We start from the raw sequence: 24,268 nt of genomic DNA, 5'->3' as shown, positions 1-24,268 counted from the left end.
ATACACAGCTGGCGGCAAAAGCAGATCAGACGGCAATGACAACGGCACTTAATGCAAAAGCAGACACAGCGACTGTGAATACGCAGCTGGCGGCAAAAGCAGATCAGACGGCAATGACAACGGCACTTAATGCAAAAGCAGACACGGCGACAGTGAATACACAGCTGGCGGCAAAAGCAGATCAAACTTCAGTAGATACTGCGATGCAAAGCGCACTTAAGTTCAATACTAGCAAGCTTGTATGGGCTGCAAATCATACTTATGAAATAGGTGAAGTTGCAAGGTTTGAATTCACAGGTGATCTTTACGTAGCCATTAAAGCGATAAGTGGCTCTGGCAACTCGGCTCCTTCGATTGATACAGAGCATTGGGCTTTCCTGCTAAATGGCAATCCAACCGCAAATACGAACAAAAAAGTTATCTTTACCACACAAAGTACCCATACAGGTGCACTTGGGGGAATCAATGGAGCCCATGCAATTTGCCAACAAGAAGCCGATGCAAGCGATCATGCACCGGCAGGCACGTACAAAGCATTGTTGTCTATTGGAGGATCGCATGCTAGAGATGTAATTAGCAATTCCTATTCATACCACAAAGTAGATGGAACAATGGTGGCAGATAAAGGTATTATTAACATATTTAGTGTAAGTAATTTACTATCTCCTTTGAATATGAATGCGCAGGGTCAAACAGTGAGTGGTCCAGTTTGGACAAACACTAAGAGTACGGGTTATGTTGATAATTATTCTGCTTGTTATGGCTTTACAGGCGCATTTCAAAACGACCCTTATAGTTTCAATGGACCAAAAGTTGGAGATTCGAGCGATATTACATTTTCTGGTTGGTTTAGCAAAACAAACCAGAACTGCTCTCTATCAGCGCGTTTATACTGTGTTCAGCAGTAATAAACAAGTTTGTAGTTAATTTAAAAACCCACTCTAATTTTAAAGAGTGGGTTTTTTATATCTGAAATTTAAATGGATGATTTGTGGCCTGTATTCGAACCACAATAAAAATGGGAAATAGGTGTATGTCAATAGTATAGATTTTCGGTTGTGTATACTGTGAATACATATAAGGTAGAGCTGCCAGAATCTGTGTACTACTTGGCAACTCGCTGCTTAGTCAAAACCTTTGAATATTGATAAGTAAAAGTTACTGCTCTAGTCTAACCTCAAATTTATCGGAATAGCGCTCTTGAATCGCGCGCGCACGACTACTTTCTGCAAACTTACTGTCTAGTACGCCATGCCTAACTCGTTCCATGAAAACCTCACCTTCACATGCTTTCTTTGGGTTTATTTGTGGGTCGACAAGGCCATCCAAGGTTTCTAAATTGATGCTGTAACTCCCATCATCGTCGATGCTTCTGACGGTGGTGCCAGTGCTGGTATTATCACCTGCATTGTTTTTACATGTGATTGTTAGCCTTAAATCGAGTATCGTGTCCGTCGCATCATCAGGGGTCCAGTTAATCTCCACGGTTTCTTTTCTATAAAAGGACTGGTTTTTTTGTGGCGTGATTATTTTAATTGGAGCAGGAAGCTTAAGCGTTGTTTCTAATGTTTCATTGGTCTCGCTGCGCACAAAGCGCACGGTGAACTGTGTGTCTTCTTCAGCTGTATTGAAAATAGCGCGATAGTCGATATCAAAAAAGTCATCGTCTTGTTCGAGCTCTTTTGTAACACCAGCAGCGGTTGCTTCAAGCTTATCTTTGTCAGACAGCTGTATGTTGTTACCATTGCGACTGCTAACATTCAGTTCGGCAATGACTCTGCTGCTTTCTCCTTGTGACGTGACGTAAATGTCAGCCCAAATTGCTTCCGTTTTTACATTTTCTGATTCTGTTGTCGACGTTGAGCAGCCAACTAACAAAGCAGAAATGGCGAGTGCACAAGCTGAGAGTTTGATTGGTTTCATATTGGTACCCATGGTTGAGATGTGTACCTAATCTTAGTAATAATCACTTTAAACTGAAATAACACTTAACAATTTTAAACAAAATCGTAAGCACTTTTACATAAAAGGTGAGTCAAGGTATACGGCAGGTTTCATTAGAGAATAGAACGTCCATGTTCTCCGTAAAAATCCCGTACATAATATTGAAACAATATGAATACAAAATGGATTTTTAGGGAATGAATACGTGGTATAAGTTGATTATTTTTCTGCGTATATCCAGCATGAATTACCTGAAGCAAGAGGTGCCACTATGCGTTTATAGCAATCGGCTTCATAATTGTCTGCTTGCTTGAGTTCATCGTCTGTAATCATAAAGACAGTGCCTGATACGACACTGTGCTTATTTGAAGACTGTTTTAGGATGGGGTGAAACCTTTTGCCGCTAGATGCAATCACTTGTTCATCCGTGATTTCTACTTCACCTAACTCATAGCCAATGAGTTTATCGGAAAATCCCTCGAGCTCTCTGCCAAACGTATCTATTTGCACTTGTTGTTGTTGCAAGGTGCCATAACTAAAAAGGGCATGCATAGAATAAGCTTCCTTAAAATGTTATTTAGAGAAGCAATCTAACATGGTTGAAACTGGTTGGTAACCAGCTGTTTTTATTAAATTAATATGATAAATTTACAACTCTATTATCACTGTTTTCCTGATTTTTAATAAATATTGGATGGTTTGGAATTCCTAGGTCAATTCCTTGGTAGTCGCATACCCCTTCTGGAAAGGTTCTGGTTAGGTCCGCGATATTTTTGCGCATATCAATAGGCGCATATACGCCTCTGGCAATCGCTTGATCTACTGGAATCAAAGGACACTTGAACATCGTGCCAGCCCAATTGCCCCCGGCTTCAATACGACTTGTACTAAACATCGGAAATCGGGTTTGACACTCACCATTTGGTTGATTATTCCAAGCACCGTTAAACACTTGATCTCCCGAGGCATATATTGAACCGTCTGCGTTAAAACAGCTGTCTTGAAGTGAAGGGGGCTTGGAGGAGGCAACCGTTTTGTTTTTTGAAGAGTGCAATGCCATTAGCCATTGATCCATCATATCAAATGCATGTTGAGTCGGGTCATGATCTTTGTGAGCAACCCAAATGATATGATTATTGTCATGACCATTCGCGTGCTTTATTCTTAGTCGACTGTAAAAAGAGGCGGACATATGATGCATGTCTAACTCATTTTCAAGATAGTGTCTCGCATCTATTATCGGGATATTGACTCGACCAATAAACACTTGTCCTGATTGATAGGCTTTATTCATCGCATGAATCGAACCTTGATGTCTAGGGGCAACGAGGTTTTCTGGTGTAGTAATATTATGATTGCCCCATAATGTCAGCCATATGGGAATTTTATGACCAAATGGCACCGCAATACTTTCTTGTTGCATCTGTGCTTGCGGTTTCCAACTCCCAATGTTGGCATTTATATGCAAAAATTCTTCAATCGATATTTGCTTGTTTTTAAGCGCATTTAAGCCATATTGTACGCCTACATTGTCCCAAGTACTGAGTCCCAGACCACTTTCATCGGTACCAAACACATGAGACATATCTTGCCAATAGCTCCAATTAGTCGAGTCTACAACATGTTCAGCAAACAACTCTCTGATGAATCCCTGTCTGGGATTATTAATAAAAGCAGATAAACCAAAGTAGCCATTGATACATTCACTATTTCCCTCTGGGAAGCTAGGCACAAATCCTGACATCAATTGATTTAGAGGTTGCAAAAAACCGGCTTTTTGGGGGAAGTCATTTATGGCGTTCATGCCTTCAATAAGTCTGCGCCTTTCCCAGTTGCGCCACGCTTTTCTATCATTCGCCCTGAAAGTGAAGTAATTATTCAACAGGTCGCAATCAAGGGCATAGGTAGTCTGCGTAATCATATCGGGGTAACTATAAAGAGGAATTAATCCATCTAGGATCCCTTTGCTGTTTTGAGCAATCAAATATTGTGCTAATCCGCCGCCAGAGCCCCCAACACCAACCGTGTAAAGGGGGTTTCCATAAAGGCTTACAAACTGTTTCTTGACTCGCCTAGCAGTATCTTCAGCCAACAGCATATTGTAGGTGTAACTGGTTTTATTGCCACTGGAGCTGACCACAGCATAGCCCGCCAGCAATTGGTTTGCTTGGCGAGTCATTACCCTAGATGCTTTTTGTCTACCTTGCCGAAATCCAATACCTGAACCACCATTAAATTGATAAATTAGCCGCTTATTCCATTTAGACTGAGCTAGTCTATCCCCAACTTCTCGCGTACTAACTGGCATAACGATGGTATAAATAAAACGATTGATGGAGCCTTGCTCTACTCTAAAAAGTGGCAAGTGGGATTGCCTAGCTGCTGAAGGGTTATCAAGTTTCGTTGCTCTAAATTCCTCGCCATGTTTCACAAGCGTGTAGTAGCTGATAGTCGTTTTTACTGAGCAATCTTTGCTGTAACCTACGGTTTTCTCATTTCGGTATACTGGCACACCGAGGCCCTGTTGGTTGTCTACCTCAGGTTGGCCAAGCAGGGAATCTCTAGCCATGCAATAGAATGGATATTGATTGGGACCTGAGTAGAGGCTTTGTTTAGGTCCAACCTCACCAACTGCGATGGGAAACTGAAAGTGCTCCACTGGTCTTTCTATCAAAGATATATGAGGAGTGGTACTCAGCAGAAAGTTGTCTTCAGGCACTGCTTTGTTTTGTACCGCGAACTTTCTGTCTTCACTCGGAACTTTAATTTGCAGCCACACCAACCACGCAAGCAAAGGAAGCAAGACTAAAATGACCAGTAACTTTTTCAGCATACGCACCTCTAATCATCGGCTTCTCTATTACAAGTTTAGAATTCCTCGCGAGAGGACGTTGTTATTTGTTTGTTATTTATAGTAAATCGAATTGAACGAGAGAAATTAAAAGACAATAAATTAATAGGTTAGGGCATTGGCGAGAAATGAAAGTTGCAGGCTACTTTGGTTATAGACTGCAACGTAATAAACGAGACTATCACTTATCGATTGCGCTTATTCCTTCTTGATAGCCAAATATACCCACCGGTGCAGGCGAGTATTACAGGCATAAAGCCAAAGAAGGCCCAGAAGACTTTTGAGTAATAGCCGCCAAAATTGCCAAAATGTAGTTTTCTAAAAGTGTCGACCATTACTGGTAAAAATGCCTGATCGCGAATGTCATATGCGAAGACAAAACCGCCGCTAAGCGCATCATAAGAAACCGTGCTTGCGTAATCACTAATTAATGGGTTGCTGTGATTTACTCTGCCATACAAAGTGATTGGCTGATTGGGTTCACTGGGCATCAATACATATGTCGTTTCAAAGCTTGGTATATGATTGGTTGCTTGAGAAAACAGTCTATCGAAATCAATGGCGTCATTATAGAGCCGTTCAACAACATGATGATGATCGTCTCCGTCTTGATGCTCTTGCCATTCATGTAGATAGATCGCGATATTGTAGTAGCCACCAGTAATACCAAGAATAAGCAGAATAGGGGATGCGAGTGTGCCTGCCATCTTATGTACATCGCTGAATACGACTAACAATCTAGCATTCCATCGTAAGGTGAAAACACGACGCCAAAAATGTCGATAAATAATTAGCCCTGAAATACCTAAAAAGATCAGTACCAGCGCAAATATACTGGTGAAAGCTGTGCCCAAGTCTTTGTCTAAACCCTTTATATCATTTAAAAGTAGCGTGTAATGAAGCTCTAACAACCAGTCTGTTAGATAGTGATTAAGTGTAACGGGCGCGCTAATTACTTGACCTGAAAATGGGTTTAAATGGGATTTGTACCACTGATCAGTGCCTTTTTTAATAAGGTATATTCGATCAGCTTCCGTATAGGCAGAATGAGCTTCACTGAGAATTTCCCAGCTTCCAAGCTCGTAATCGGGCAATTGCGTGTTGATATGCTTAATCAGCGTGTTTACATCGAGCCTTTCACTACTGGGTATTACCTGAGTAAAATTAGGCATCAGCAACATGTCTAACTCTTTTTTAAACACTAAAACACTGCCAGTAAAGCTAATTAGAACAAATGGTAATAGGCAAATAAACCCTAGCCAGCCATGCAATTTGTGCAGCTTTTTTTTAGATATCATGATGTTCGCTTGTTGATTGAGTTTTGGTGCGACAAAGTGTGGTTAATTCGTAACTAAGTTAGATAGTTGAATTTATTGGTATGATAATAAAAACGATAATGTATATCAATTCCATTTTTAAAGGGTGTTAGAATGGATACTGAATTTTTTATTTTTTCTTTAACAACAATTTTGCGGTTAAGGTGTGGGCTGCTTTCACCTTGACTTACTGATCGAATTTGAGGTTGTGATATTGCTGCTCTATGTTAGCTCGGTGATCGGTCTTTTCTTTGATGAAAGTGCCTGCGAGCATTTCCTCTCGCTGTAGCTCCAAAGTACTTCTTTGCTCGTCGATAAGCTTTTTCAGCTTTTCTTTGTCAGACGTCGTCAAAACTTGAGAGTTCATGATATCTTTTTCAGCTAGGTCTAGCATTTCTATGCGAATCCCAGCCTCTTTGTACTCTAAGAAATCAATACCAAGACTACCAAACAATAGGGCCTCATTTACCTCATGGGGCTCTATTTCAACTTCAATGGGCATATCCATAATTTCTATCATAGTTTCTCGGTATAGTTGTCGCTCTTGTACGCGCAAGTCAGCACTTGAATCTACTCGCTCTTTAGCAGTTTCAATGGCTTGGTTGTAGTAGTTTTTGGCTTGCACCGAAATTTCTTTGTAGTTGGTGTTGAGTGAAATTGGCGTTACATAATCAGGGTTGGTATTTTGAGGCTCAGCAACCAATGCGTTTTGCAGTTCTTTTGCAAATGCGGCGTGCTTATCAATACTACTTTGAGTGACTGATTGCTGTATTTTTTCTAGTTGGTTGTTAGTTTGTGTTGTAACGATGTTCATCAATATATCCTTTTGAGGCATGCTAAGCGCGCAAGCAAATCGCGCGTTTATCTAAACAAATTTAAGCAATAAGCAAACCAACTTAGTCATAGAGCTAAAGATGGACTCTGAGGCTACAACAATGCCTGAAAATAATAGATAAAAGGGAGAATGTAAGGTGGGCGGTAAAAAGGTGACTCGAAAAAAAGGCGGCAATTTGCCGCCTCAGTTAACGTAGTTTAGAACTGATAGTTGAAAGTCAGCTTGTAATTACGCTCATCACCCGGTAAACCACCTAAAAATAGTGCTTTACTGTAGTAAGTTTCATCAGTTAAGTTTTCAACATTAAACTGAACATGGTAGGCATCAAAGTGGTATGCCGCAGCCATATCCCAGCGTGTACAGCTGTCGACTTTAGCTGTTGGTAGACCAAATGAAGGATGGTTTACCGTACGCTCACCGACATAATTTACGCCAAGGCTGATCTCGAAATCGCCAGATGTAAAGTGTGGTACTGTGTAGCTTAGCCAAGCGCCACCCATCTTTTCGGGCACACCTTTTTTAGCTGCTTCGCGTTTGGCAGGGTCGCTTTCTTGTTTCTTGATTGTTACGGCGTCTTGATACGTGGCATTGACGTTTAGTTTCCAAGCATCAGCAAGCGCTAAGTTTAAGTCTAGTTCTACGCCCTTAGTTGTTTCGTTGTTATCGTATTTGTATTGAGGAATACCAGCATTGAACTCCGGACCTTTTTGCTCGTCATATTCAGGATTTGAATATCTCAAGTTTGTACGCTTTGTTTCAAATACTACAAGTGAACCAAGTAGGTCTTCGTCAAATGCTGTAAAACGGATACCTAGGTCAAGTGTTTCTGATTCTGAATCAGGTGGATTTGGCGTTTTTACGCCGTCGGTTACAGAGTTAAGGATACCGAAAGCTGTGCGTCCCTTACCTACATTCACAAACGCTGATAGTTCAGGCATGATTTGGTAGTTAACACCAAATGTATAGGTAGTACCCGCATCATCAGTGTCATTTTCTGGTAGAATTTCTTTGGTGCGTGCTGTACCTAAATGCTGGTATTCTTGCTCTATACCCGTATATGCAAAACCAGCTCTCATAGTAAGCGCGTCGGTTAGGTACAGAACTTCTTGTACACCAATGCCGTATGCTTGTACTGATTTATTGTAATTACTTCTTACAATTGGGTCGTAATCCATAAATTCGCCGGTTCCCCAGTTTGGGTTGCGAATGTCTAGGATGTATGGAATGGCATTACCTGTCTTATTACCGTCGCCATCGTAAGCAGACCATTGCTTAAATGCCATGCTACGGTTTTCATAATTAGCGCTAACTAGGTGCTCACCGCTGATATCGCCATAGCTCCAACCCAGCTGAAGATCAGCAAAGTATTGCCAAGTTTTTTCATCAGAGACTGCACGACGGTACTCTTGACGACGTGCCGCAAATGGATGCAGTTCCCCATCTTCAGTAACAAGTGGGCCACGAGGGTCTGCGTTGATGATTGAACCATGGGTTCTGTCAGCGCGATCCCAATATACATAATTATATGCACCTGTTTGGCGTACTAAATCTGACTCATACTTACGCCACAAAACTTGCTGAGTAAGCGTCGAGTCTTCATCTATATGCCAATCATGACGGACTTTAAAGCGCAGCTCTTGACCTTCATTTGGTGTAGAAAGCGGTGAGATTAAGCTTGTGTCGCCCAAGTCATATGGTCTTAAGCCATCCGTCATTGAAATTGACTTTGCCAGCTGTTCACGCTGTGCTTCAGAAAGTTGAATACCTAGGTATTTCTTATTACCATCTTTATCAATAATGAATTTAGGGTCGTTAGGTACATCGTCACCTGTTAGCGCTCTTGGTGCACCTTTGATGCTGTCCCAATTTACGATTCTTACCGGGTCGCCAACTGAATCAACCTGAACAGCATCATCAATGTAAGCTGAAGAGAACAGGAATTCATGATCTCTTGATGCGACAAATTTAACACTTGCATATACTTCATCGCGATCTTGTTGCAAGTCACGGTAGCCATCGCTGCGTTCGTGGTTGACCACTACTCGATACGCTAAATCGTCAGTAATTGCATTAGTTGCATCAAGCATGATGCCGTATGTGTTCCAGCTACCTACTTTGGTACTTACTTCATAAACTTCTTCAAACTGAGGCTTTTTCTCGATTAAGTTAACGACACCACCCGCAGCACCAATACCGTATAGACCTGTAGCAGGCCCTTTTAGTACTTCCATGCTCTCAATGTTGGTCATTGAGCGAGTAGGGTTGTAGTTGTTACCCAAGCTTGCGCCACCGTACATACCGTCGTAGGTGTAATTTACGCCAAGGCCTCGGATGGCTAGGTTGTCACCAATACCGTAGTTGTTACCCGCTTGGCTAAAACCACTCACATTGCGGATTGCATCTTGTAAGGTGTTTGCGGTTTGTGAGTCTAGTAGCTCTTTGTCTACAACAACAACTGCAGCAGGCGTTTGCATTAACGCCATGTTCGATTTAGTCGCAGTGCCTGATTCTAAAATCAATGCATTGTGTTTGTTATATACGCTGATGCGCTCAATGTCAGCTTGTGCTTTATCGGCAGCATGTGCTGTTGCAACAACACCACCAAGCAAGGCAACTTTAACCGCAGTTGCGACGACACTTTTTGAATTTAGTGAACGAGAGAATTGCATATTACACTCCATACTACGCAATATGATTGTTTATTCGCAGAGAGCGCGCATACTAACAGTGATGGCAAATGATAACAACTCTCATTTGCGTTTAATAAAAGTTGCTAAAGTTACGGAGTGTTAATAAATTTTCTATATGTTGTTTTGGTGTGCTTGAATGGTTTGTGTTTGTTTCTTTATTTATAATTTAAGTTGAATAAATAATTTATAATGTAATCAATGTATATTTAGTTAAAATACAGGCTACTGGTCATATGAGCTTGAAAACTAGGTATTTTCTTTTTCACATGCTGCAGTTTTTACGAGTTCAATATAGTGAGCTAAGTTTTTATCTACCGCGTGTTCAAAATGCGAATCAAGCGTTGACAACGCAACGATTCTGTCAAGCCTGAACTCTCGATAAGCTTGCCTGAGTAAACAGTATGCAATAACAGTCCACTTTCCACCCCAATAAACGAGTCCTAGCGGTTCAATTGTCCTTTCGCTTGTATCTTGTTTCACATCTATGTAAGTCATGGATAGATGATTCTTAGCTTCAATGGCTTCGCGCAATACTTTGTTGTGTGCCTGACATGTTTCATCATGCTTAAAGCCCAGCGCATAATAGGGAAGTGCGTCATTGAGCTGCTTCAGTTGGGTGGGTAAAACAGCTTCGATCTTGGCGATTGCAGATTGTGCATGTTTAGCTTGTTCGGGATCGGTCCATGCACTGAGCATACGACTGCCAATCAGCAAGGCTTGGAGCTCTTGCATGGAGAACATCAAAGGGGGTAAATCACAGTCGCTAATTAAATAGCCTATTCCCGCTTCTCCTTCAACTGGGACACCGGAAGTTTGTAGATTTTGGATATCGCGGTAGATTGTGCGTTCAGACACGTCGAGCTTTTCAGCTAACTGCCTTGCTGTTACTGCAACTTTGCGCCCTTTTAGCAAGTTGACAAGTTGAAATAATCGCTCTGATTTATGCACAATCTACCCCTTTTATTTAAGCATCGCAGCTTTTAGCTAATACAGAATGATGGCTGATCCCAACTGATTCTTTATCGACCAAAGCACAGAATGCTTGGCATACGTCCACTTCCTCAAATGCAGCCTGCATTTTCTTGTTATCTTCTATTGTTTCCCAGTAGCTGATGTCAATGAATGTATCAGTATCCGCTTGATGAGCCAATGAACGATATAAAAAACCAGATTGTTTGGCTGCAAATTCCTCAAAAGCTGCACTTTTCTCCAACATTTGCTCAGTCGATACGCCGGCATTTAACTTGAATGTTACGATTTCAATTATGTTCTGTTTCATTTTATAGCTCCTTGTGTTTGGAGGCTTTATTAAAACAAAAGGTCATGTCAGGGAGTGTCAGGAGTGTGCAACAGGTATGTTGATCACCTAAGAATGTCCAGTGACCGACAATGCTTAGAAGTACACAGTCCGCTAATTAGTGTAATTTTCACTCAGTATTTACAGCAAATGGTATGACTGAACTTGCCTTGATAAAACAGCTTAGTTGCTAATTAGTCTACTAATTTTTTCATGAAACTAAATTAACGTTTTGATTGTATGAAAGATATTTTTTAAGGGGTGATTGAGTGTTTTGGTTTAATAAATGTTTAACCAAGTTGAAATGAGAATAAAATATGAAATAATTTGTTACATTTATAAATAAAAATTATTATTGTTACTATTACATTTTTCATAATTTGTCATTAGTATGTGCCCCGGTTACTTTTGACCTAAAAGGATTAATTTAAAATGAAGTACAGTAATAAAGTTGTATTAAGTAGTGCAGCTATTTTAGTTGGTGTGTTGTCTAGCAACGCAATGGCACAGCAACAAGTTTATTCAGATAGAACAAAAAAATCGGACTACAAAATTGGCGGCAGTAGTAAAGTCTATGGAAACATTAAAGTTACACAAGGTTATCGCGACTGGTGTGACAAGGACTCTGTAGGTTGTAAAAGCCGTTCTTATACTGCAAATCGCAACGCCTCTTTGGACATTCGTCTTTGGAAAGCGCGTTTAAGAGACTTAGCTCAAGCTAATATCGACCAAACTCATAAAGCCGTTATTCAAACTGACTTGGTCAGTGGCAACAAACTATTTATCGGTTATAAGCTTCAGCAAAGTCAAATTGACGCGAACCTTAAAAATCATGATGGTAAGGTTATTTGGAGAAATGACTGGAGCCACGGCGAAAACCAGAAAGTGGGTGTTAACTTCCACCTAAGTGAACTCAATGGCATGTTTAGTGAAATGGCTCGTTATACAAGCCGAGCAAAACAATGTTTTAGAGATCAGGTTCAAGTTAGTCATAAAAAAGCGATGAAGGGCGAGCACTCTTGGTTCGGTATGTTCAAGAGTCGCAGTACGCGTAGCATAAAGCGCCTAATTCTTGATAATGCAATCAGTGGCACGATTAACACCTGTGCACCGAGTTTAAGAAGCCGAATTGCTTACTATCAAGGTGGTTTGTCGGACGAGTTTGCGCATGACTCAATACAGCCTGGCCTGCGTTGGTCAAAACGTTTTGAAAAGGACTATTTTGAGCAGTGGCAGCATGATACTACCGTTGACACAAAATGGGGTGACGTAACGGCTGACTTTAAACTAAAAGCAAACTACGGCTACAAAGCTGCGCTCTCGCTGGATGCGCTTGTTTGGAAGCAGCAAATGTATGCTAATTTCGACCCATACGTAAAGACTTGGTTTGACGTAAATGGCTCGTTTGGCAGCATTGACCTAGAAGGTAAAGCTGATCCGCTCATTGAAGCAAAGCTAGACGTTGGCATTGGATATGACGCGAGTGAACATGAGGTATGGGCTGAAGCAAGCCTTAGATACCATACTCCGTCAGGTAAAGTCGAAGGCTGTTATGGATTCATATGTGCTGATCTATGGGAAGAAAGAGGCTCCTGGAAACACAAGAAACTCTATGAAACCGATTGGTACTGGTAATATTTGACTAAAAATTGGGAGGGGATTCCCCTCCTTTCTGGTAAAGAGCTTTAAGGATACGACGACTCTCAATGAACTCGAAAAAATTACGCTTAACAGCATTCGCGATACTGGCAAGTGGAGCCATTATTGGGGCATTAGTCATAGGAACTCAGTTTTCACAGCAACAAACTGCAAATTACCAACCTAATGAACAAATCAACCAAGATGGTAGTCAGCTTCCGTTTTTGACTAAAGCGAGCTATTTAGCAAACATAGAACAAAATATCGAACTACAAATACAGGTATGAATAGTCAAGCTAGTCAAAAAAAAGTGACTTCGTATCAAGTCCATGCAAACTTACAGATGCAGCCATTGGGTCAGTTACAACAATTGTCTTACGCTGGGGCGTATTTTTCGGTGCAAGAATCCTTATTTGACGGTCAATCTGCCGCAGAGTTAAAAGAAGTATTTAGTACGCCCGTCATTGTAGGCTTTGACAAGCAAGGAAAATTATCTGCTTTATATACAGAAAAGCAATTATCACCAAGTGATTACAACCGCTTTTATTCCTTTTTTTCTACAGCACAGTTTATCGAACCGGATACAAAACCTACCACAACTTGGTATGCTGAAGAAGAGAGAGATATGGGGCTGGTTAGTGTAAATTATTCAGCACAAGGCAGTCTCGTTACTAAGTCGGTTGCACAGGTTTTATCGACGCAATTTGCAGTTCCGGGGATTGAAGCAAACCCCACAAATTCACACGCCGAGTATCACTTTGACGCGCATCAACTTGCTGAACTCACCGCTTTAGATATGTACTCCTTTTATCGTGAAGGTGAGCTTGTCTCCAAACTAAAAAATCATATTCACTTAGTGAAGGAGGTTGATGCTCACTATGCTAAAGATACACCTTGGCATACAGGGAAAGTAGACTTACCCACGATGTTGAATGCATATTTTGACAAACCGGGTGAACAAGTTGCGAGTAGCTACCGACAATATAAACGCAATAATCAAGAAAGTACTATATCTATCAATGAGCTACTTAACGAAATGAAAACTAAGCTCGCACAAGGTGGCGACAGAGAGATGGTGGGTAGCTACATGTCCATTCTCACTGGCGTTTTAAGCCAAAATCCAGAAGAAGCTTTAGCCCTGTATGAGCTATTTGGAGACGAGGCAGTACCTGATTGGCAAAAAGGAGCAACACTTGCTGTGCTAGGAGACAATCAATCAGAACCTGCTCAGCGACTGTTGACTCAAGTTTTCTTAGATGAGGATCTCGATAATTATTCGCGATTACATGCACTAGCTTCGTCTATAAGCATACAAACACCTTCTTTTGAACTGTTAGGTGGTCTGGAAATGATGGTAGAGCGGAGTTTAATCGAGACAGACTTGGACGATAATACGTCAGAGTTATACGAAACTGCTTTATTAACATATGCAGGCGTTGGGGCTGAATTGAAGGAGTCTGATAGTTACAAAGAAACGATTAGACTCAAATTACGTTCGTTGGCTAAAGAGCACCCAAATATGAGTCAAGATTATATAGTTACTGCGATGGGAAATAGCCGTGACCCTAAATTAATCAAAGATATAACTCAGTTTTTGAACGGTGATGATATTGCACTCAAGCGAGCAGCTATTGCGGCAATAGGGCAATATCCAGAAGAACTCAGTTTTGACTACTTAAAAACCGTAATAGAGCAAAACCCGAATACGTATGAAGCGCAACTCGCTGCAAAAGAGCTATCTCGATACGACAGCGAAGCGATACAAAAGTTTTTGCAGGACATTAATTCAGAAAAAACTTAACAGTTACTTGTTCTATCTGAGTTGAAATAGACATAACACTTTTTTAAATGCGTTAAAGGCTAGAGTGAGTGTTATGTCTAACGTTCATTGGCCTTGTTTCGGTACTTATTTAATGTGCTACCAAAAGTGTTTTTGATGAAGGTTTTGTGGGACCTAAAAGGGCAGTCGATATCATAACTGTACCCCTCTGCATTAACTTATTTCAGCAATATATCGATAATGCGTTGTCAGCTTAGTTAAATTTGAAATTTAGTCTGGCTTGTAATCGAGGGGGCGTTTTTCGAACAATTTTATTGTTTGTAGCACGAGCACTAAGCAAACTCTATTTACATTCACCAGCCAGCGCTAAAATTTAAGATAAAAACTTGTGCAATTCATCGACAGCTTTAACGTACAATGTTGTAAAAATTATTATTTTTACGCAGTTGTGTGTGAAAACCATGGAATAAGTAGTATTTGAAATGAATTCACCTTTTGAACTATTTGGCTTAACGCTAAATGCGGGCATAGTGATTGCTTTTCTCCCTGCATTGTTGGCCATTTGTGCCCTTACTATTTTAATGCGTCGAACTTCGCTAGCCTTAGCTGTGTTGTCACTCATATTTGCCTATCACTTTAATATTGTTGATGCCTTCGGTGTAGCTGGGGTCGCCAGTTTGTTTTTAATGTGTTTTGGTTTTAACTATTTCAAGCACATAGCTGTACGATGGATACTAGGGATCGGCATATTTGTTTTTACAATCTTATTTTTTATACATGCATTTCCGGGGTTTAATAACCCTTTAGTGATTGAGTCGTATTTAGTGAGTGAAAATGCAGTGCCCTTTTCTAAGCATTTAAATTTCGACAAACTGATGGTGGCCATTGCGCTCATGGCTCTGGTTGTCCCACGCTGTAAGTCACCTAAAAATGCAAAAACAAAGCAGGTATTTTCTGTATCAACGCTTGTTATTCTCTTAGGGCTAGCGGGTGGTGTTCTTTCTGGTTTAGTTGAGTGGGACCCTAAATTGAGCCCAATATTGGTAGGCTGGGTGATAACAAACTTGTTTATTACTTGTTACGCCGAAGAGGCTTTCTTCCGAGGGTTTTTGCAATCACAAATGCAAAAAATTGAACTGCACCATCGATTTGGGCAAAGTATTACAGTCGTGTTTTCAGGCCTTTTATTTGGGATTGTGCACTTACCCGGGGGATTGGCGTACACTGTGATCGCTTCGCTGTTAGGTTTAGGTTGCGCTTATGCTTATCAGAAAACCAATAATATTTTGGTACCTATCTATATACATTTTATGTTTAATTTAATGCACTTTTGCTTTTTTACTTACCCATTTTTAGCTTAAATAGAGCTAAACTCATGGACTTTAATGATAAGAAATAATTCCAATATCAAAACAGGGACAATTGACTTTTAAAAGTTGCAAATTGCACCGATTAATAGAAATATGTCTAACTGAACACCTGCTTCTTATTAATCGGAAGGGTTGAAAAGTTTCAAAATAAATTTTACTCGTATACGTCAACAGTATCACAAGTAACAACAAAAATTGGGGAGAATAATGATTAGAACGCTTATTTTAGCAACAGGCCTAACGTTTTTATCAAGCACTGTGTTTAATGTGAGTGCACAAGAATTTACGACACCACAAGCAGCCGTTAACTCATACATTAAAGGGGTGAGTGAAGGCGTTGGTAAGCGAGTAGAAGCGGCATTTCAGGAAACAGCGACAATTCAATTTTTTGATGGGCGAAACAAGTTTCATAATTATGATCGAAACCAATTTGTTAAAATGGTCGATACTGGAAATACGTGGAATGCCAAGATTGAAATCACTCAGCTTCTGAGAACTAAAAATGCAGCTAATGCAACTGTCGAGTTCACTTGGGGTGACAATAAACAGCACGGTTATGTCGACTATTTGAATTTAATCTTTGATGGTAAAAAGTGGCAAATTACAAGTAAAGTGGCGCAGTACGTAGAGAGAGAAAGTGTTAATAAAAGCGCAGTCGAGTAAAGCAGCGCTTAGTACTGAGTGCTTGTACTCTGGTAAATAACCCGCATTATACGGGGCTTCTGAGCAACATTGTATTTGCTTATTAAAAGGAGCCTCGTCGTATTTAGTGATGCAGTCTGTGTTTTGGGGCGGTTGCAAAAACAGAGTATGCAAGATATCAATATTTACTTGGGTAATAGGTTCCGTTAGCCCGAATGGTCGAAATCCAGCGTTCATAAATTTCATTGGCAGTGTCTAGCTCTTCAGCTGTTAGTTGTAGATATTGGTTTTGCTCATATTTTGCGTAGCGGTTATGTGTGTCGCTATTGTCAGTGATCTGCGCAATTAATTTGTTCAAGGCATAAGCGTTCGCAAGGCTATTCTGGCTTAGTTGATGTGAGTGGTATAAATAAGATAAATATTTTAGTGCTTGCTCACTGCCGTGCAAACCCGCTTGTTTCAAAAAAGAGACTCTTTGCTCCATGTAGGTATCTCGTTTATGTATATACTCATCTCGCGCTAGCGATTTATATCCTTGAAGTTCCATATAAAACTCAGGTCTTATCTTGGAGAAGTGCGCTTGCGCTGCGACCGACCCGCTGTTTGCGGCATCCTCCAAGTATGAGAAAAACTGGCTGCGCTCTGACTGAGATATGTAATTACAATAATTGAACTGCTCAATTACGGTGTCCATAGATGACGTGCCGTAACCATCGCTGGCGTATTCATCCAGCTTTTTTTGCAGGGCAGTGTCGTCTAGCGGTACGGAAAGACAATATTCTAAATTCATTGCGATGACGTATTTTGCCTCTGCATCTCCATTTTCCGCAGCGATTTTTAAAGCCGTGAATACACTATAAAAGTTATCGGGTAACTTCCATTGAGGTTTGTCCATGACTCTAAGTTGACCTGAATCGTTTGTTCGTGCGTCAGTTTCGCCTTCGATGTTTACAGGCTCGACGTGCTCATGTGGTGATGTCAGGTTGTTATTTGGTTGGGGTAAAAGAGCGATTTTATTACGCTCAGTATGTGCAACTGCGGGTTGGTATTGCGGTATCTCTTTTGGCAAAAAGCGAAGAGAGACCATTACTGACAGTGCAATAAAAATGAGGAGTAATATCAGGACTTTTTTATTGATAGTTAAATTGGTCAATGCGCTTTACTCTACTTAATTTAATGTGACGCCAGCACTCGAAATAATATAGAAGTCGCGAATAAATGGAAATAGACAAGCTTTTTCATTGATAAAATTAGCCTGCCCACAATGTGGATAGTCATGGCTTAGGCTCCAGAGATCTTAGTCATGTAGCATCTGTTTCATGGGCAAGGCCTGTAGGGTATTGTTTAAACTTTTTAAGACGCCTAATTGTGTTAGCTAAGCTTACGAAACTTAGGTAAACTCGCCGTTCACAATTTCAAAGAGGTGAATATGGAATTATCTGCATGGTTGAGCTTGGCATTGATTTGTACCTTAGGGGCAATGTCGCCGGGCCCTAGTCTAGCTGTCGTTGTTCGACATAGTATCAATGGGGGAGCTAAATCTGGCATTGCAGCCAGCGTGGCACACGCGCTCGGCGTAGGTAGCTATGCGGCACTGTCTATTTTGGGTCTTGCCAGTTTAATCTCTCAGTTTCCAGTATTGTATACGGGGCTATTGTACTTGGGGGCTGCATATTTAGCTTATCTAGGGTTCAAAATCCTTACAAGTAAATCGACTGGTAGCAACGACACGCAAAATGAGCGGGTGGCAAGCAATTGGCTAACCGCTGCGAAAGAAGGGTTTATGGTGGCGTTTATCAATCCTAAAACAGCAATCTTTTTTGTCGCATTGTTTTCTCAGTTTATTGATCCTGAAGCTATGACGGTAGCTTTGGCTTTCTTGATGTGTTTTACAGTATTTGCCATTGATGCGATATGGTTTATTTTTGTGTCGATTGCTACATCGTCAGCCAATGAAAAGCTAAATTTACAGTCTCGCCAGTCTGTTATCTCAAAAGTATTGGGCGCTGCTTTTTTACTGCTAGCAGCAAGAGTTCTATATCAAACTTTCTAATCTAAGATGACTTATTTAACCGCAAAGATTTTATAGGCAGCCTTTTGCCGCTCAAAAGCTAGCGCCTTTAGAGCGGCTCTTTACATATTGACTCAATATGAGCAATTTAAGTACAGGATTATCACGAGTAGTTTTAGAAAACTCCAGGGCGACTTGGTGTTTCGCTCTAGAAACTGCACGTTCTACTTGAATATTAATTTCTAACCCACAAGTGAGTTCTAGGCAGGCTTGCCCATGCAAGAATAGTTCGACACACATATAGCTGTTTAGAGGAAAGGTAATAACGCAAGCCCCTGACAGTGAAAGGCTGTCTACAGTAAATGTAAGCTTGGGGCTCTCACTATTACTAGCCAGTTTCATTGAAATTCTAGGGGATGGATGAAAGCGCCAGTTACGTGGAAAACCATGGTCGTCAATGATATTCGGCAATTGGTCGATGAGGGTGAGCAAAGCCATTTCATTCTCGTTTGCTTCATGTGGCAGCTTTTGAGGCATACCTCTAGCAAACAGTGTCAGTAGGCTGTTGGTGTCAAATGATTGTAGCGCAATATGTTGATCATGAGACAGCAATAGACTAAGCGGATCGAACAGTATCAGCTGCGCCAATAGCCCTTTTATCTTATTCCTTTGCTGTGAATCAGAAACTACTTGGCTACTCATTTTTTCCAAGTAGGGTCGCTCTACAATTTCATGTATGTAGTCCAATTCGTCTTGCGTTAATTTCATCGCTCACAACTCACCCGAGTAAGTATGTAAATACTCAGCAATATACATACCATTTTGTTGCGATTTATGAAATTAAACGCGCTGTTATAAAACAGCGCCGACTTGTTGTGTGTTATCTTCGAAGCGTGCCACTGAACCTCGAGTGATGGTCAGGGCTATCTTCATTATCAAGCACAGTTGGGTGCGATAGCTTAATCACATCCACATTCCAGCCATCGTCTATTTTAGATGTCGCAGTAATGACATAAGCCTCAACTGCAAGGCCTGCACTGGGGGTGACTGCTTTCAAGTTAAGTTGACCAAGCGTCACTGTCCATGTGAAGGAGCGGGTTTGGCCATTTGATATGAAATCTGCTGTACCATTACTGTACATATCAATGTAGTGGGTTACATCGCCATCTTTAAGCGCAAATCGCTCATATTTGAGTTTGTATGGGTCCAAGTAAGGCTGAGTGCTATTAGGCTTAACACGAACTACTGCTCCCACTTCATCGGTATCTTTCCAATGCAATACATCAGGACCTGCTTGATACAAGAAGAAGGTCGTGTCATCGGTATTCAGCTGGTTTAATTCATAAGTTAGCTGGGTAAGACCTGAATCAGCATTGTACACATAGGAGCCATAGTTAATTCCAGGGCCATCCGACATTGCAGGGTTGTATTCTGCTTCAAAGAATTTATTACCAGGTAGAAATGCGTTTACAAAGATTTTGTCGGTGCTAAGTGGATATTCTATAAAGCCACCCACTCTCGGCTCGTTTGCGTCTACTAAGCGTTCTAAAACGGTGGGACTCTCCCCTTGAACGTCGAGTGTAAGTTGATTGTTTGCAACAGTGGCAACGTGCATGAGGTTGGAATCAAAACCATAAACGCCATTAGTATCAATGACCTTAGATACCATCAATTCTCCAGTAGACTCGTTCCAAGTTAGACTGCCAATTTCTAGCCCAGCAAATCCTTGCGGATCTTGATCTGTCTTCAATTCCATATGCACCCATACGCCATCACGGATCACAATGACAAAATCTGGTGAGCTGGGCATATACCAAGTACCATCTATGGCCATTGGCGTGGTTGTGGGCGGAGTGGTCGACAGAGCTCGAGATGCCAAGGCAAAATCAAAGTATAGATTTCGAACCTCGCCTGAATCACAACTGGTACCTTCTGGGTAGCCACAAACATTGAGATAGTCTCTATCGAACATATTTAGCTCGGTAACCCCAACAGCGCCCATTTGATCTATTTTCAAATGCCCCTGATCAATGGAGTAACTGCCTATTTCATTGCCGTTAGTTAAAACGACGCGAGATGTTGAGTTATCCTCATTGGTTTTTGTTGTGAATTGATTGGAGAGCACTTGGCTGTCTTCAATAAAATACATAAACCTATTGTCTAACCAAAAATAGTCAAATTGCGCCAAGGTTGATTGGCCTTTAAGGTACTGCACAACCCTTGAGTTGTTTTGGTTGGACGCAGGGTAACTAACACGTGCAAACCACGCGTTGTTATTGCGCGATATCACTTCAATTCTTTGGTGCCACTGGAGTGTACATTGTTCGCTAGTGGCATTTTCAGAACATTGGCGAACCGACATGCTAGTGCCTGAAGAGCTATCAAGGTAGTTCACCATATCAAGCGTTCGGCCAGAGACATGCCATGCATCTCTTAAGTTACTCAAGAAGTAATAAGAAGCGCCATTTACATAATTGTCGATAAAATTATTGCGTAATTCAGACGAACCATAATGTTCTCTAAAGCGCCCTAAAGCATCACTTTCAGTCAGTGTAATTTGTTGCTCTGGCAGCATTAAGCCACTGCGCCTTCTATGGCTTTCAGACTCTGTTTTCTCGGTGGTAGCCCAGAACTGATACCCTGTGTGCACGCTCTTAATCATCCAATAGGTGAATGATTTTGCTGCAAGTGAGTCAGTCGCCGCCAAAGTTATAGTCAAAACATTATTATTGATTGCCCATGATAGAGTGCGAGATTCGCCAGATGGTGTTTGTGCACTGCCTGTACCGTCGCTGTTAAAGGTGACTTTACTCGCATAGGTGCCTGTATCAATATAATACAGCGCATTAATATACCAATCGCCACTGAACTTACTGTCATCAGGCATGATTGTGTTGTTTTTATCAATCATTGAAAGTTCGGCTGGGCGAGAGATATCACTACGTAATACAGTGCCTTCACCTTCGCTAACGACTGTTATTTCGTCCCCAATGAAGTTAATGCTAATGGCTTTAGCAACCGGGTTTTCATCGACAATAGTAAAAGTTGCGCTCTTATACTTGAATTGACATACGAGTTGCATGCCGCCGCTGTCGGTGCATGGAAAACCGTTGCTACGGACGTCACCAACAAATGTAATGTTTACAAGACCTTGCTCGTTCTGACTCCAAGAAATATTGCCGCTAGAATAGTCGGCAAAAGTCCCCGTGTTGTCGGCGTTGAACGTAGCTTCTAAAAATAAGTCTTCATAGCGACTGGTTGAGCCGATTAAAAAGTCGCCAGTAATACCAGATGGGCCGCTATCTACTAGGTCGCCATCGTCTTTTATCTCGTTTTTCGTGCTGTCAATCAGGTTTGGGTTTTGCTCATTAATGGTGTTAGTCAGATCGTCAACCGCAGATTGACTCGAGACTAAGTCAAATGTTGAGTTTACACCTGGGGGCAAGCTAAATGCGTCATCACCTTCGCCATCTACCACGATTTTGATAAGTGCTGCCAGCGTGAGCTTTTCATCAGCATCTATGCCCACGAGTGCTTGGTTTAGCGCACTCTGAGATTGCGGTACGCCAACTTCCTTGGTGATCAGTGCATATTCTGATGTGGTGACGTTTGTGATATTTACACCAAAGTTGTCATCTTTGTCGAGTATACCGTCTTCACCTGCTTGTGACTGTATGGAAGCGAAGCTAGGTAGTTGCGAGTAAAACTCGACTTCTGACTGCGTGGTACCCCCTTTAGCTCTGATCCGAACTAAATCATTGTCCATAGACTCGTCCACATCCAGTGTGTAAGTATATTTGCCCTCAGCATCAGCAACTAGTTCAAAATTCTTGTCGCCGATTATGACGGTTAAAGCTGCGTTGGGGATTGGCCCATCAGTCACCAATCCAGTAATGGTGACTGATTTGACAATCCGTGACACACTTAAATTAAAATCTGCACTTGCTGTCGCATTATCATCATCAGTAACGGTGACGCGAAGTGTCATCGTTGTATCTTCTGTGATATCAGGCGTTGTAAACGTAACTGTTTGTGTCGTGGAGTTTGTCAGGGTTGCTGTCGGGCCTGACACAATTTGCCACGAAAATGATTCAACCGAACCATCACTATCACTGGCTTGAGCAGTAAGTGAAATCTCTTTTTTTTCTTGGATGGAGTTCTCGCCACTAATTGAAACCGTTGGTGCATTGTTTTGTGGCTGTGTGGGTGTTGGCGTCGGGGTTGGAGTGGATGGAGAACCGGAGTCTCCACCTGACGAACCGCCACAACTAGCAACAAGCATACTTAGCACCAAAGTACTGACAAGATGCATCCGTTTGCATGAATAAAACATATTATTGTTCCTCTTGAAACGCACGATACAATCTGTGCAGATTATGTATGGTTTAATGTTTCGCTCACTAAAGCATAGTAAATGGTCGTAATTCGTACAGCCAATTTGGCAATTAAGTTAGTGGCATTTTTATGTTGCAAATCTTATATATTTTGAAGTAGTGTTTACCGATGATGTTTTTATTATTTTCAGCGGCTTAGAAGCATTCTTGACTTGGCTTTTAAATTGCAAAATCATCTTATTAACACTTTGTTGATACTTTAACTGGTACGCTGAGTTTATATATTGTTTAAATAGGTTGATGCGCCTTTGATAATCAGGGGTATTTAGGTTTTTTTAGGCCGAAATTTCGTATTTATTATAAGGAAGGAGTTTTTATGTTGTACCCAGCTCCCTTATCTCGTGGCAGTAAAGTCGCAATTACGGCGTTTTCTTCTGGCGTGCCAGCTGCTTTGCATCCGCGACTTGATGTGGTGTTAAATGATTTACGTATTCGAGGGTTTGAAGTACTTGAGGGCAAATGCCTGAGAGAGAATACCAAGCATGTGAGCGCGCGTATTGAAGAGCGAGCCAGTGAGCTCATGCAATTCTTATGTGATGAGAGTATTGACGCGATACTGGCGCCTTGGGGCGGTGAAATGGCTATGGACTTGCTGCCTATGTTGGACTGGGCGCGATTACAAAATGTCAAACCCAAGTGGATACTTGGCTTTTCAGACATCAGTACAATACTGACAGCTGTCTTTTCTAAATTGGGGTGGGCGACTTGCCATGGCACCAACTTAATGCAATTAAGTTTGAATCAAACCGATGCGCTAACATCAAAAGTGTTTGATTTTTTGAGCTTGGCCGAAGGTAGTGGCTTTAAGCAGGTCAATGCTAGTTTTTATGAAGCGCAATATGCAGATTACAGCAAAGATCCTAAAGCAGCTTTTAACTTAACTGAACCCGTAAAATGGAAGGTATTGAATAAAGACATAAAAGAAGAGGGCTTAGTCACGTTTTCAGGACGCTTATCTGGCGGCTGTTTAGATATTCATATGATGCTTTATGGCTCTGAGTTCTTTAACCCAATAGCCCGCGACAATGAGCCATTTATTTTATACTTTGAAAATGCAGAATTATCACCAACACAATACTTCAGAGCACTGCAAGGGCTAAAACTGCAAGGCGCTTTTGAAAATGCATCAGGCATATTAATTGGCCGTAATGCTGTATTAGATAACGACGCAGATCCAGTGAGTGGCACTGAGGCATTAACCATGGCACTTGGCGATCTTCCAATTCCTGTGGTCTATGATGTAGATATTGGTCACCTAGCGCCTAACTTAACTTTAGTTAATGGCGCTTTAGCCGAGGTTGAGCTGACACAAACTCAAGGAAGTATTACCCAAACATTGATTTAATTGGAGGTGGCAATGCCACGCTCCAACTTCATATCGTCGTTTGTCTTATATTTAAGTTATATACCTCAAATATTGCCTTTGGGGGTCAATAGCCCTTCCAATTTGAAATATTTAAAATATACAGTATCGAAAATTTTAAATTCTCGAGAATAATA

Annotated in this window: 19 protein-coding genes; 8 read left to right on the top strand and 11 right to left on the bottom strand. The window is 41.2% G+C overall.

Going from position 1 to position 24,268, the window contains the following annotated elements; all coding sequences use genetic code 11:
• On the top strand, positions 1 to 908 hold a 908-nt coding region (locus A7985_RS10895), incomplete at its 5' end, for a DUF1554 domain-containing protein (protein WP_141685322.1).
• A gap of 250 nt (positions 909 to 1,158) precedes the next feature.
• On the opposite strand, the gene A7985_RS10890 is transcribed toward A7985_RS10895, so the two are convergent.
• The 8 genes from A7985_RS10890 to A7985_RS10855 form a co-directional block, all read right to left on the bottom strand.
• On the bottom strand, positions 1,159 to 1,923 hold the full coding sequence (locus tag A7985_RS10890) for a hypothetical protein (RefSeq protein WP_065790510.1): 765 nt from the start codon (positions 1,921 to 1,923) through the stop codon (positions 1,159 to 1,161).
• A 240-nt stretch (positions 1,924 to 2,163) separates the two neighbouring features.
• Complete coding sequence (locus A7985_RS10885; protein ID WP_065790475.1) at positions 2,164 to 2,496, bottom strand: gamma-glutamylcyclotransferase family protein; 333 nt, start codon at positions 2,494 to 2,496, stop codon at positions 2,164 to 2,166.
• 82 nt (positions 2,497 to 2,578) lie between these two features.
• The gene (locus tag A7985_RS10880) at positions 2,579 to 4,777 is read right to left on the bottom strand and encodes a DUF6351 family protein (protein ID WP_065790474.1); all 2,199 of its coding nucleotides are present in this window, start codon (positions 4,775 to 4,777) and stop codon (positions 2,579 to 2,581) included.
• Between the two features lie 203 nt (positions 4,778 to 4,980).
• On the bottom strand, positions 4,981 to 6,093 hold the full coding sequence (locus tag A7985_RS10875) for a PepSY-associated TM helix domain-containing protein (protein ID WP_065790473.1): 1,113 nt from the start codon (positions 6,091 to 6,093) through the stop codon (positions 4,981 to 4,983).
• A 205-nt stretch (positions 6,094 to 6,298) separates the two neighbouring features.
• Entirely contained in the window at positions 6,299 to 6,925 is a 627-nt protein-coding gene (locus tag A7985_RS10870; protein WP_065790472.1) for a hypothetical protein, read from the bottom strand.
• A gap of 218 nt (positions 6,926 to 7,143) precedes the next feature.
• On the bottom strand, positions 7,144 to 9,615 hold the full coding sequence (locus A7985_RS10865; protein ID WP_065790471.1) for a TonB-dependent receptor: 2,472 nt from the start codon (positions 9,613 to 9,615) through the stop codon (positions 7,144 to 7,146).
• A gap of 267 nt (positions 9,616 to 9,882) precedes the next feature.
• Entirely contained in the window at positions 9,883 to 10,584 is a 702-nt protein-coding gene (locus tag A7985_RS10860) for a helix-turn-helix transcriptional regulator (protein WP_065790470.1), read from the bottom strand.
• A gap of 16 nt (positions 10,585 to 10,600) precedes the next feature.
• Complete coding sequence (locus A7985_RS10855; RefSeq protein WP_065790469.1) at positions 10,601 to 10,915, bottom strand: antibiotic biosynthesis monooxygenase family protein; 315 nt, start codon at positions 10,913 to 10,915, stop codon at positions 10,601 to 10,603.
• A gap of 450 nt (positions 10,916 to 11,365) precedes the next feature.
• Between A7985_RS10855 and A7985_RS26465 the strand changes: the two genes are divergently transcribed.
• The 5 genes from A7985_RS26465 (at position 11,366) to A7985_RS10830 (ending at position 16,384) form a co-directional block, all read left to right on the top strand.
• Positions 11,366 to 12,568, top strand: a complete 1,203-nt coding sequence (locus tag A7985_RS26465) for a hypothetical protein (protein WP_065790468.1) — start codon at positions 11,366 to 11,368, stop codon at positions 12,566 to 12,568.
• A gap of 71 nt (positions 12,569 to 12,639) precedes the next feature.
• Entirely contained in the window at positions 12,640 to 12,858 is a 219-nt protein-coding gene (locus A7985_RS10845; RefSeq protein ID WP_065790467.1) for a hypothetical protein, read from the top strand.
• Positions 12,855 to 14,372, top strand: a complete 1,518-nt coding sequence (locus A7985_RS10840) for a HEAT repeat domain-containing protein (RefSeq protein WP_065790466.1) — start codon at positions 12,855 to 12,857, stop codon at positions 14,370 to 14,372. Before A7985_RS10845 ends, A7985_RS10840 begins: the two co-directional genes overlap by 4 nt.
• 461 nt (positions 14,373 to 14,833) lie before the next feature.
• A complete protein-coding gene (locus tag A7985_RS10835; RefSeq protein ID WP_065790465.1) occupies positions 14,834 to 15,712 on the top strand; it encodes a CPBP family intramembrane glutamic endopeptidase in 879 nt (292 codons plus the stop codon).
• Positions 15,713 to 15,928: 216 nt separating this feature from the next.
• A complete protein-coding gene (locus A7985_RS10830) occupies positions 15,929 to 16,384 on the top strand; it encodes a nuclear transport factor 2 family protein (protein WP_065790464.1) in 456 nt (151 codons plus the stop codon).
• 157 nt (positions 16,385 to 16,541) lie between these two features.
• Here A7985_RS10830 and A7985_RS10825 read toward each other — a convergent pair whose 3' ends face one another.
• The gene (locus tag A7985_RS10825; protein WP_065790463.1) at positions 16,542 to 17,516 is read right to left on the bottom strand and encodes a hypothetical protein; all 975 of its coding nucleotides are present in this window, start codon (positions 17,514 to 17,516) and stop codon (positions 16,542 to 16,544) included.
• Positions 17,517 to 17,792: 276 nt separating this feature from the next.
• Here A7985_RS10825 and A7985_RS10820 point away from each other — a divergent pair, with 276 nt between their 5' ends.
• A complete protein-coding gene (locus A7985_RS10820) occupies positions 17,793 to 18,416 on the top strand; it encodes a LysE family translocator (RefSeq protein WP_065790462.1) in 624 nt (207 codons plus the stop codon).
• A 51-nt stretch (positions 18,417 to 18,467) separates the two neighbouring features.
• Here A7985_RS10820 and A7985_RS10815 read toward each other — a convergent pair whose 3' ends face one another.
• Both A7985_RS10815 and A7985_RS10810 read right to left on the bottom strand, forming a co-directional pair.
• Entirely contained in the window at positions 18,468 to 19,142 is a 675-nt protein-coding gene (locus A7985_RS10815; protein WP_065790461.1) for a hypothetical protein, read from the bottom strand.
• 112 nt (positions 19,143 to 19,254) lie between these two features.
• Positions 19,255 to 22,656: a PKD domain-containing protein gene (locus A7985_RS10810; RefSeq protein ID WP_065790460.1), complete on the bottom strand. Its 3,402-nt coding sequence runs from the start codon at positions 22,654 to 22,656 to the stop codon at positions 19,255 to 19,257.
• A gap of 428 nt (positions 22,657 to 23,084) precedes the next feature.
• Here A7985_RS10810 and A7985_RS10805 point away from each other — a divergent pair, with 428 nt between their 5' ends.
• Positions 23,085 to 24,113 (top strand): S66 family peptidase, encoded by a 1,029-nt coding sequence (locus A7985_RS10805; protein WP_065790459.1) that lies wholly within the window; start codon positions 23,085 to 23,087, stop codon positions 24,111 to 24,113.
• Positions 24,114 to 24,268: the final 155 nt, after the last annotated feature.

Origin of the sequence: Pseudoalteromonas luteoviolacea (assembly GCF_001696455.1) — a bacterium.
GTDB classification, from domain to species: domain Bacteria; phylum Pseudomonadota; class Gammaproteobacteria; order Enterobacterales; family Alteromonadaceae; genus Pseudoalteromonas; species Pseudoalteromonas luteoviolacea_C.
Note: the sequence above shows the minus strand (reverse complement) of the source record. Positions and strands in the feature narration are given on the sequence as shown.

What these genes read in the sequence shown, in the direction of transcription:
- A7985_RS10810 (WP_065790460.1), bottom strand. Translation starts at nt 22,656, where the DNA reads ATGCTTGTTGCTAGTTGTGGCGGTTCGTCAGGTGGAGACTCCGGTTCT.
- A7985_RS10835 (WP_065790465.1), top strand. Translation starts at nt 14,834, where the DNA reads ATGAATTCACCTTTTGAACTATTTGGCTTAACGCTAAATGCGGGCATA.
- A7985_RS10830 (WP_065790464.1), top strand. Translation starts at nt 15,929, where the DNA reads ATGATTAGAACGCTTATTTTAGCAACAGGCCTAACGTTTTTATCAAGC.
- A7985_RS10885 (WP_065790475.1), bottom strand. Translation starts at nt 2,496, where the DNA reads ATGCATGCCCTTTTTAGTTATGGCACCTTGCAACAACAACAAGTGCAA.
- A7985_RS10840 (WP_065790466.1), top strand. Translation starts at nt 12,855, where the DNA reads ATGAATAGTCAAGCTAGTCAAAAAAAAGTGACTTCGTATCAAGTCCAT.
- A7985_RS26465 (WP_065790468.1), top strand. Translation starts at nt 11,366, where the DNA reads ATGAAGTACAGTAATAAAGTTGTATTAAGTAGTGCAGCTATTTTAGTT.
- A7985_RS10865 (WP_065790471.1), bottom strand. Translation starts at nt 9,615, where the DNA reads ATGCAATTCTCTCGTTCACTAAATTCAAAAAGTGTCGTCGCAACTGCG.
- A7985_RS10805 (WP_065790459.1), top strand. Translation starts at nt 23,085, where the DNA reads ATGTTGTACCCAGCTCCCTTATCTCGTGGCAGTAAAGTCGCAATTACG.
- A7985_RS10845 (WP_065790467.1), top strand. Translation starts at nt 12,640, where the DNA reads ATGAACTCGAAAAAATTACGCTTAACAGCATTCGCGATACTGGCAAGT.
- A7985_RS10855 (WP_065790469.1), bottom strand. Translation starts at nt 10,915, where the DNA reads ATGAAACAGAACATAATTGAAATCGTAACATTCAAGTTAAATGCCGGC.
- A7985_RS10890 (WP_065790510.1), bottom strand. Translation starts at nt 1,923, where the DNA reads ATGAAACCAATCAAACTCTCAGCTTGTGCACTCGCCATTTCTGCTTTG.
- A7985_RS10880 (WP_065790474.1), bottom strand. Translation starts at nt 4,777, where the DNA reads ATGCTGAAAAAGTTACTGGTCATTTTAGTCTTGCTTCCTTTGCTTGCG.
- A7985_RS10875 (WP_065790473.1), bottom strand. Translation starts at nt 6,093, where the DNA reads ATGATATCTAAAAAAAAGCTGCACAAATTGCATGGCTGGCTAGGGTTT.
- A7985_RS10815 (WP_065790461.1), bottom strand. Translation starts at nt 19,142, where the DNA reads ATGAAATTAACGCAAGACGAATTGGACTACATACATGAAATTGTAGAG.
- A7985_RS10870 (WP_065790472.1), bottom strand. Translation starts at nt 6,925, where the DNA reads ATGAACATCGTTACAACACAAACTAACAACCAACTAGAAAAAATACAG.
- A7985_RS10820 (WP_065790462.1), top strand. Translation starts at nt 17,793, where the DNA reads ATGGAATTATCTGCATGGTTGAGCTTGGCATTGATTTGTACCTTAGGG.